Annotated in this window: 9 protein-coding genes; 6 read left to right on the top strand and 3 right to left on the bottom strand. The window is 70.3% G+C overall.

Features of this window, described 5'->3' with window-relative positions; translation table 11 throughout:
• A partial coding sequence (locus ADBZ5U_RS12065; protein ID WP_526265738.1) for a helicase HerA-like domain-containing protein occupies nt 1-734 on the top strand: 734 nt, incomplete at its 5' end.
• 77 nt (nt 735-811) lie between these two features.
• Nucleotides 812-1,489 (top strand): sterol desaturase family protein, encoded by a 678-nt coding sequence (locus tag ADBZ5U_RS12060; RefSeq protein WP_526265736.1) that lies wholly within the window; start codon nt 812-814, stop codon nt 1,487-1,489.
• Here ADBZ5U_RS12060 and cmrA read toward each other — a convergent pair.
• Nucleotides 1,465-2,271 carry a mycolate reductase gene (gene cmrA, locus ADBZ5U_RS12055; RefSeq protein WP_526265734.1) on the bottom strand — a complete coding sequence of 269 codons (807 nt, stop codon included), beginning with the start codon at nt 2,269-2,271 and terminating at the stop codon, nt 1,465-1,467. The two genes, ADBZ5U_RS12060 and cmrA, sit on opposite strands and share 25 nt — an antisense overlap.
• Before the next feature lie 23 nt (nt 2,272-2,294).
• On the opposite strand from cmrA, the gene ADBZ5U_RS12050 reads away from it, so the two are divergent.
• A complete protein-coding gene (locus ADBZ5U_RS12050) occupies nt 2,295-3,617 on the top strand; it encodes an MFS transporter (protein WP_526265732.1) in 1,323 nt (440 codons plus the stop codon).
• Here the strand turns inward: ADBZ5U_RS12050 and ADBZ5U_RS12045 are convergent.
• Nucleotides 3,614-4,405 (bottom strand): MmpS family transport accessory protein, encoded by a 792-nt coding sequence (locus ADBZ5U_RS12045; RefSeq protein WP_526265730.1) that lies wholly within the window; start codon nt 4,403-4,405, stop codon nt 3,614-3,616. The two genes, ADBZ5U_RS12050 and ADBZ5U_RS12045, sit on opposite strands and share 4 nt — an antisense overlap.
• A 48-nt stretch (nt 4,406-4,453) precedes the next feature.
• Nucleotides 4,454-5,068: an SACE_7040 family transcriptional regulator gene (locus ADBZ5U_RS12040; protein WP_526265728.1), complete on the bottom strand. Its 615-nt coding sequence runs from the start codon at nt 5,066-5,068 to the stop codon at nt 4,454-4,456.
• Nucleotides 5,069-5,125: 57 nt separating this feature from the next.
• On the opposite strand from ADBZ5U_RS12040, the gene ADBZ5U_RS12035 reads away from it, so the two are divergent.
• The 3 genes from ADBZ5U_RS12035 to ADBZ5U_RS12025 form a co-directional block, all read left to right on the top strand.
• Nucleotides 5,126-6,664, top strand: a complete 1,539-nt coding sequence (locus ADBZ5U_RS12035) for a carboxyl transferase domain-containing protein (protein WP_526265726.1) — start codon at nt 5,126-5,128, stop codon at nt 6,662-6,664.
• A 2-nt stretch (nt 6,665-6,666) separates the two neighbouring features.
• Nucleotides 6,667-8,652: an acetyl/propionyl/methylcrotonyl-CoA carboxylase subunit alpha gene (locus ADBZ5U_RS12030; protein WP_526265724.1), complete on the top strand. Its 1,986-nt coding sequence runs from the start codon at nt 6,667-6,669 to the stop codon at nt 8,650-8,652.
• Nucleotides 8,645-9,141, top strand: a 497-nt coding sequence (locus ADBZ5U_RS12025; RefSeq protein ID WP_526265722.1) for an acyl-CoA dehydrogenase family protein, incomplete at its 3' end; no start/stop codon positions are given. The genes ADBZ5U_RS12030 and ADBZ5U_RS12025, both read left to right, overlap by 8 nt.

Raw genomic sequence — 9,141 nt, 5'->3', positions numbered from 1 at the left:
AGTTGGTGTTCTTCTTCGACGAGGCCCATCTGCTGTTCAAGGACGCCTCCAAGGCGTTCATGGATCAGGTCGAGCAGACCGTGAAACTCATCCGCTCCAAGGGTGTCGGCGTCTTCTTCTGCACGCAGTTGCCGACCGATGTGCCCAACGTCGTGCTCTCGCAGTTGGGCGCCCGTGTCCAGCACGCGTTGCGCGCCTTCACCCCCGACGACCAGCAGGCGCTGGCCAAGACGGTCCGTACCTATCCGAAGACCGAATTCTACGATCTGGCAACGGATCTCACTTCACTCGGTATCGGCGAGGCGATCGTCACCGTGCTCTCCGAGCGGGGTGCGCCGACGCCGGTGGCGTGGACCCGGCTGCGCCCGCCGCGCTCGCTGATGGACACCATCGGCCCGGACCGGATCAAGGCCGCCGCGCAGGGGAGTCCGTTGTTCGGGCGGTACGGGCAGACGATCGACGGCCCCTCGGCCTACGAGATGCTGGCCGCAAAGCTGGCCCCGCCGCCGGCCCGGCCCGCGGAGGGCGAACCCGTCGACCTGCCGCCGATCCTGCCGACCGGGATCGACCTGCCGCCGATGCCGGCGCCGGTGGAGAAGGCCGAACCCGGCATGCTCGAGCAGATGATGGACAACCCCGCCTTCAAGAGCGCCATGCGCTCCGCCGGGACCGTGATCGGGCGGGAGATCACCCGCAGCATCTTCGGAACCGCGTCGCGCCGCCGGAGGCGGTGACTGGTCTGGCCACTTGACCTGTGACCGGCACTCGGCGCGATGGAGGAGAAATGACGCGACTCGGCACGACGCGGGGGATGACGCTGTCCGACGCCGCGCGCGAATTCTGGCGCCACCCGTCGCCCTGGCTCTTGGCGATCGCTTTCGCCGGCGCCGTCGTCGGCCGCGTCGTGGTGGGGGACTGGCGGCTCGGCGATGCGGTGCTGCCCTTCGTGGTGCTGGCGGCATTTCCGTTCGTGGAGTGGGTGATTCACGTTTTCGTCCTGCACTGGCGGCCGCGCCGCATCGCCGGGGTGACGATCGACCCGTCGCTGGGCCGCAAACACCGCGCGCATCATGCCGACCCGAAGATCGTCAGACTCGTCTTCATTCCGCTGGAGTCGCTGGCCGGTGCGTTCGGCGCGGCGCTGCTGACTGCCTTCGTCGTCATTCCGCGCACCGGCCTGGGTCTGACGTTCCTGACGGTGGTCTTCGGCACCGGGGTGGTCTACGAGTGGACTCATTACCTGGTGCACACCGACTACAAGCCGAAAACCCGGTTCTACCGGACCGTCTACCGCAACCACCGGTTGCACCACTTCAAGAACGAGCACTACTGGTACGCGGTCACCACACCGGGAATCGCCGACCGGGCGCTGGGCACCCATCCGGATCCGCGGGCCGTGCCGACGTCGCCGACGGCCAGGAACCTCCACGGCGCCGGGGGGACGGCCGCGGCCGCCGCGCAGGGTCAGTCGCCGCCTAGTTTCCTGTAGACCGCGCCCACGATCGGTGTCACGATCGCCCGCGGCGCGTACCCGCTGGCGACCGACATCGCTTTGGAGGTGACGCCGGGAACCACCCGCATCTTGTTGCGCTCCAGGGCATCCAGCGACAACTGCGCGGTGTGCTCGACGGAGATCCACAGGAAGTCCGGGATCAGCTTGTCCACCAGGGACGCCTCCTGCGGGTCGGGCATCTCGGTGCGCACCGGGCCCGGAGCCAGCAGGGTGACGTGCACCCCGGTGTGGCGCAACTCCCCGCGCAGCGACTCGCTGAAGGTGTTGGCGAAGGCCTTCGTCGCGGCGTAGGTGGCGTTGTTCGGGATCGGCGAATTGCCCGCGGCCGAGCCGGAGATCAGGATGCCGCCGGACCGGCGGGCCAGCATGCCCGGAAGCACCGCCAGCACCAGATCGTGCACCCCGAGCACGTTGAGCTGGACCTGCGCCCTCTCGCCCTCCGGATCGAGCTGCGCCACCGGGCCGAACGTCGCGGTGCCGGCGTTGGCGCACAGGATCGAGATGTCCCGTCCGGCCAGCTCCGCGGCCAGCTCGCCACGCCGGCCCGGGTCGGCCAGGTCGACGGCACGCACCTCGACGGTCACGCCGTAGGTCTGCTGCAGCCGCGCCGCCAGGTCGTCCAGCACGTCGCGGCGGCGGGCCGTGACGATCAGGTGATGGCCGCGGGCGGCGAGCTCGGTGGCCAGTGCCTCCCCGATGCCCTGGGAGGCACCGGTGACGACGGCCCGACTGTCCGGAGAGGGAAGGGGGAGTGGCATGGGATGAATATAGGGTGGCCCGCATGAGTGCTCCCCCGGCAGCGGGCCCGACGGGGGCGCCGAGATCGAAAGTCGCGGCCTGGGCGCTGTGGGACTGCGGATCCACCGGGATGAACGCCATCGTGGCGACCTTCGTGTTCTCCGTCTATCTCACCGGCACCGTCGGCGTCGGGGTCGGCGGGGACACCTCGCCGGCGAGTTGGCTGGGCCGGACGTTGACCATCTCCGGTGTCGCGGTCGCCCTGCTGGCCCCGCTGATCGGTGTGGTGGTCCAGGTCCCGCACCGGCGGCGGGTGGCGCTGACCGTGCTGACCGCGCTGGCGGTGGCTTTCACCGCCTCGATGGTCCTGATCCGCGCCGACCCGCGCTACCTCGTCCCGGGCCTTGCCCTGCTGGCGCTGACCGCCGCCTGCGGCGACCTGGCCAGCGTCCCCTACAACGCGATGCTGCGGCAGTTGTCCACCCCGGCGACCGCGGGGCGGATCTCCGGACTCGGCTGGGCCGCCGGCTACACCGGCAGCGTCCTGCTCCTGGTGCTGATCTACGTCGGCTTCATCGCCGGAGACGGCCCCACCCGCGGACTGCTGCACGTCCCGGTCGAGGACGGCTGGTACGTCCGTTACGCGATGGTGCTGGCGGCCTGCTGGCTGGCGCTTCTCAGCCTGCCCCTGCTGATCTCCTCCCATTGGATGGCTGAGGTACCGGATGATCGCGACGTCGTCGCCGGCGGCGTGCTCGGCGCCTACCGGCGGCTGTGGGCGGACCTGCGCGGCGAGTGGCGCCGGGACCGCAACTTCGTCTACTACCTCGTGGTCAGCGCGGTGTTCCGGGACGGGCTGGCCGGGATCTTCGCCTTCGGCGCCGTTCTCGGGGTGAGCGTCTACGGCGTCTCCCAGGCCGACGTCCTGATCTTCGGGGTGATCGCCTCGACGGTCGCCGCCGCGGGCGCGGTGGTCGGCGGCAGACTCGACGACCGGGTGGGGGCCAAACCGGTGATCGTCGTCTCGCTGAGCGCCTTGATCGTGGTCAGCCTGACCCTGATGGCGCTGTCCGGTCCGCTGGCGTTCTGGATCTGCGGACTGGCGCTGTGTCTGTTCGTCGGGCCCACCCAGTCGGCGGCCCGCACGCTGCTGCTGCGGATGACCGGCGAAGGCAAGGAGGGTGTGGCCTTCGGGCTCTACACCATGACCGGCCGGGCGGCCGCGCCGCTGGCGCCCTGGCTGTTTTTCGTCTTCGTCGATCTCTTCCACGCGGACCGCGCCGGACTGGCCGGTATCTGCGTCGTGCTGGCGATCGGACTGGCCGGAATGCTGCTGGTCCGGGTGGACGGGACGCGGCAGGCCTAAGCGGCCCCGGTGCAGACGGTCAGACCGCGGCCGCTGCGCTGGCGGACCAGCGCGCCGTTCACCGAGACGCTGCAGGTGACGTCACGTCCGATGTTGACCACCGCGACGCTGGCCGACGTTCTCGCCGGAGCGGCCAGTGCGACCTCTTTGCTCCACGGCAGAACCACATTGAACTCGGTCTGCATGATGCCGTCGGTGTCGACGTAGGTGATGTTGATCGCCCGGCCCTGGCCGCTGACGCTGTACACCACACTCTCGGTTCCGGCCGGGGCCGGCGCCGTTGGAGCGCCCGGTTCCGTCGGCTCGAAGGTCTGCGTCGGGACGGGAAGCGGCGCCGGGATCACGGTGCTCGGGGGGCGGATCGTCGTCGGGCTCGGCGGCTTCGACGCCGGCGTCCGGGAGGGCGGCGTCTGCGAGGGCGGCGTCTGCGAGGTCGGCGGCGCCACGATCGTGGTCTCCCTCGATGAGTTGCTGACGATCACCAGTGCGAGCACCAGACCGGTCACCAGCAGCACCGCCGCGATGGCGGCGGCCCAAAGCCACTTCGACGTCTTCTTCGGCGGCTCCGGCGGCGGCGGAGGCGCGCCCGGGTATCCGGCGCCGGGTTGCCAGTAGGGCGGAATCTGCTCGGTGGGTTGGGTCGGCGGGTAGCCGTATCCGGGGACCCCGGCGGCCGGGTACTGGGCGGTGGGACCCCAGTAGCCGGCGTAAGCGGGATCGGAGTTCGGCGGGTATCCGCCGGCCCCTTGGGCAGGGTCGGTCCACCCGGGCCCCCGCGGATCGGTCATTCCCGCCTCACGCAAAGCAGGTTACCGTGGCGCGGCCGCGCCGGGGCGTCATCCCGCCGGTGGTCGCCGCGGTCCCGTGGTGTCGGCCGACAGCGCCGCGAACGTCATCGCCCGCAGCACCGTCCGTGACTCCTCGGACGCGGCCGGCCGCAGGCTGTGCGGGGTGGAGTTGAGCAGCCCGAAGGCGGCGTGCGCCATCACCCTGGACCGGTCCTCGGCGAGATCCGGATCGAGCTCCCGCAGCACTCCGACCCAGGTCTCGACGTAGCGGCGCTGCGCCCGGCGGACCTGTCGCTGTGCCGCGGCGGGAAGGTTGGCCAGGTCGCGATCCTGGATCCGGATCAGGTCGGGTTCGCTCAACGCGAAGTCCAGGTGGAAGTCGATCAGGCCCACCAGCGCCGCCCGCGCGTCGGCGGAACGAGCGACCACGTCCTGCCCGCCCTCGAACAGCCGGGTGCTGATTCCCACCAGCAGTTCGACGAGCAGGGCCTCCTTGCCGGCGAAGTGCCGGTAGATGGCCGGACCGCTGACGCCGGCGGCGGCGCCGATGTCCTCGAGGCGGACGGCGAGGAATCCCCGTTCGGCGATCAACGCCTCGGCCGCGGCCAGCAGTTGCGAGCGGCGGTCGGATTTCTGCCTGCTGCGCTGGGTGATTGTGGTCATCGGTTAATCTCCACTAACATACTAACAGTTAGTCGACATTAACCGAAGGTCGTATTGATGGCACACCGCCAGGCGCATCTGCAACTCGTCGCAGAACTGCGCGCCAAGCTGGCCGCCGCCGCGCCCGGCGGGCCGGAGCGGGCGCGGGAGCGGCACGTCTCCCGGGGCAAGCTGCTCCCGCGCGACCGGGTCGACGGACTGCTGGACCCGGGTAGTCCGATGCTGGAGATCGCTCCGCTGGCCGCCGACGGCATGTACGACGACGACTGCCCGGCGGCGGGGATCATCACCGGCATCGGCCGGGTGTCCGGGCGCGAATGCATGATCGTCGCCAACGACGCGACGGTCAAGGGCGGCACCTACTACCCGGTGACGGTGAAGAAACATCTTCGCGCCCAGGAGATCGCCGCGCAGAACCGGTTGCCGTGCATCTATCTCGTCGACTCCGGCGGCGCCTTCCTGCCGCGTCAGGACGAGGTGTTCCCCGACCGGGAGCACTTCGGCCGCATCTTCTTCAACCAGGCGACCATGAGCGCCGCGGGTATTCCGCAGATCGCCGCGGTGCTCGGATCCTGCACCGCCGGAGGCGCTTACGTTCCGGCCATGAGCGACGAGACCGTCATCGTGCGCAACCAGGGCACCATCTTCCTGGGCGGCCCGCCGCTGGTGAAGGCCGCGACCGGCGAGGTGGTCACCGCCGAGGAACTCGGCGGCGGCGATCTGCACGCCAAGACCTCCGGGGTGGTCGACCACCTGGCCCGCGACGACCGCGACGCCCTGCGGATCGTCCGCGACATCGTCGCCACCCTCGGGCCGCGCACCGCGCCGCCGTGGGACGTCGCCGCGCCGGTGGACCCGATCGCCGACCAGCACGAGTTGTACGACGTGGTTCCCGTCGACGCCCGGGTGCCCTACGACGTCCACGAGGTGATCACCCGCATCGTCGACGGCGGCGAGTTCAGCGAGTTCAAGGCCGACTACGGCACCACGCTGGTAACCGGCTTCGCCCGGATCCACGGCCACCCGGTGGGCATCGTCGCCAACAACGGTGTCCTGTTCGGCGAATCCGCCGTCAAGGGAGCGCATTTCATCCAGTTGTGCGACAAGCGGTCCATCCCCCTGGTGTTCCTGCAGAACATCACCGGCTTCATGGTCGGCCGCGACTACGAGGCCGGCGGAATCGCCAAGCACGGCGCCAAGATGGTCACCGCGGTCGCGTGCGCGCGGGTGCCCAAACTGACCGTCGTGATCGGCGGATCCTACGGCGCGGGCAACTATTCGATGTGCGGGCGCGCCTACTCGCCGCGATTCCTGTGGATGTGGCCCAACGCCCGGATCTCGGTGATGGGCGGCGAGCAGGCCGCGGCCGTGCTCGCCACCGTCCGGGGCGAGATGACGCCGGAGGACGAGGAGGCCTTCAAGGCCCCCATCCGCGACCAGTACGAGCGGCAGGGGAACCCGTACTACTCGACCGCGCGACTGTGGGACGACGGCGTGATCGACCCGGCCGACACCAGAACCGTTCTCGGACTGGCGCTCTCGGTCACCGCCAACGCGCCCATCGAACCTGTTTCCTACGGCGTCTTCAGGATGTGATGATGAACACCTTCGACACCGTTCTGGTCGCCAACCGCGGCGAAATCGCCGTGCGGGTCATCCGCACGTGCAAGAAGATGGGTATCCGTTCGGTGGCGGTCTACAGCGACGCCGACGCCGGCGCGCGTCACGTCGCCGAGGCCGACATCGCGGTCCGCATCGGTGCGGCGCCCGCCCGGCAGAGCTACCTCAACATCGACGCGGTGGTCGAGGCGGCCCTGGGAACCGGCGCCCAGGCCGTGCATCCCGGGTACGGATTCCTCTCGGAGAACGCGACTTTCGCCGCCGCCCTGCAGCAGGCCGGGGTGGTGTTCATCGGGCCGCCGGCCGGGGCGATCGCCACGATGGGCGACAAGATCGCCGCGAAGGCATGCGTCTCGTCCTTCGATGTCCCGGTCGTGCCCGGTATCGCCGAACCCGGGTTGACCGACGCGGACCTGCTCGCCGCCGCAGGCGGGATCGGCTTCCCGGTTCTGGTGAAACCCTCCGCGGGCGGCGGCGGCAAGGGCATGCGGCGCGTCGACGACCCGGCCGACCTGCCCGCCGCGCTGGTGTCCTCCCGCCGCGAGGCTGCGGCGGCGTTCGGTGACGACACCCTGTTCCTGGAGCGATTCGTGTTGCGCCCCAGGCATATAGAGGTTCAGGTGCTGGCCGACAGCCACGGCAACGTGCTGCATCTGGGTGAACGCGAATGCAGTCTGCAACGCCGCCACCAGAAGGTCATCGAGGAGGCGCCCTCCCCGCTGCTGGACCCCGCCACCCGCGCCCGCATCGGCGCCGCCGCCTGCGACACCGCCCGCAGCGTCGACTACCTCGGCGCGGGCACGGTGGAATTCATCGTCTCGGCCGACCGGCCCGACGAGTTCTTCTTCATGGAGATGAACACCCGGCTTCAGGTCGAACACCCGGTCACCGAGATGGTCACCGGCTGGGACCTCGTCGAGTGGCAGATCCGCATCGCCGCGGGGGAGCGGCTGTCCGCCGGCCAGGACGACATCACGATGCGCGGGCACGCCGTCGAGGCGCGGGTGTACGCCGAGGATCCGGCGGCGGGATTCCTGCCCACCGGCGGCCCGGTGCTCGCCGTCCGCGAACCCTCCGGACCCGGCGTCCGGGTGGACTCGGGACTGGCGGCCGGAATGACCGTCGGCAGCGACTACGACCCCATGCTGGCCAAGGTCATCGTCCACGCCGAGGACCGGGCCGCCGCCGTGCGCGGCCTGGATCGCGCGCTGGCCGAGACGACCGTGCTGGGCGTCGGCACCAACATCGACTTCCTGCGGTTCGTGCTGTCCGACCCCGACGTGCTCGCCGGCCGCCTGGACACCGGACTGCTCGAGCAACTGGAGTACCGGCCCGGCGCGGTCGGCGACGAGGAGTTCATCGCGGCCGCGGTCCACCGCTGGCTGAGCCGCCGGCCGTCGGGACCCACCGACCCCTGGAACGTGCCGACCGGATGGCGGATCGGCCAGGCCGCGCCGACCACGAGCCGGTTGCGGGCCGGGCAGCGCACCGAGCACGTCCACATCACCGGTGAGCCGCACGACGCCCACGTCCGCATCGAAGACGGCCCCAGCAGGACGCTGACCGCCGCGTCGCAGGGGTCACGGCTCGCACTGGCCGTCGGCGGGGTGCGCCGCACCTACACCGTGGCGTCCGCCGACCACCAGATCTGGCTTGCCGGGTCCGGCCGGACGCTGGCGGTGCAGGAGGTTCGCGAAGACCCGGTGCGCCCGGACGAGGAACACAGCGGCGACGCCGAACTCCTCAGCCCGATGCCCGGATCGGTGGTCGCCGTCGGAGTCGCCGACGGCGAGGCCGTCCTTGCCGGCGCCGTGGTGGTGGCCGTGGAGGCTATGAAGATGGAGCATTCGCTGCGCTCGCCGGTCGACGGCGTGGTGGAGTTGCTCGTCGCTGTCGGAGATCAAGTCAAAGTAGGTCAGCCACTGGCCCGCATCGCCGCGAAAACGGAGGACAATCATGACTGAATTTCTTTCCACCGCAACACTTCCGGACGAGTACCAGCAACTCGCCAAGACGGTGCGCGACTTCGCCCGCGAGGTCGTCGCCCCGGTCTCGGCCAAGCACGACGCCGAGCACTCCTTCCCCTACGAGGTCGTCGCCGGGATGGCCGACATGGGCCTGTTCGGCCTGCCCTTCCCCGAGGAGTACGGCGGCATGGGCGGGGACTACTTCGCGCTGTGCCTGGCTCTGGAGGAGTTGGGCAAGGTCGACCAGAGCGTGGCCATCACCCTGGAGGCCGGGGTGTCGCTGGGGGCGATGCCGGTCTACCGCTTCGGCACCGATGCCCAGAAGCAGCAGTGGCTGCCGGACCTGACCAGCGGTGCGGCACTGGGCGCCTTCGGTCTGACCGAAGCCGGCGGCGGCACCGACGCCGGGGCCACCAAGACCACCGCGCGCCTGGACGACGGGCACTGGGTCATCAACGGCTCCAAGCAGTTCATCACCAACTCCGG

This window comes from Mycobacterium sp., assembly GCF_040398885.1.
In the GTDB taxonomy this organism is placed as follows: domain Bacteria; phylum Actinomycetota; class Actinomycetes; order Mycobacteriales; family Mycobacteriaceae; genus Mycobacterium.
Note: the sequence above shows the minus strand (reverse complement) of the source record. Positions and strands in the feature narration are given on the sequence as shown.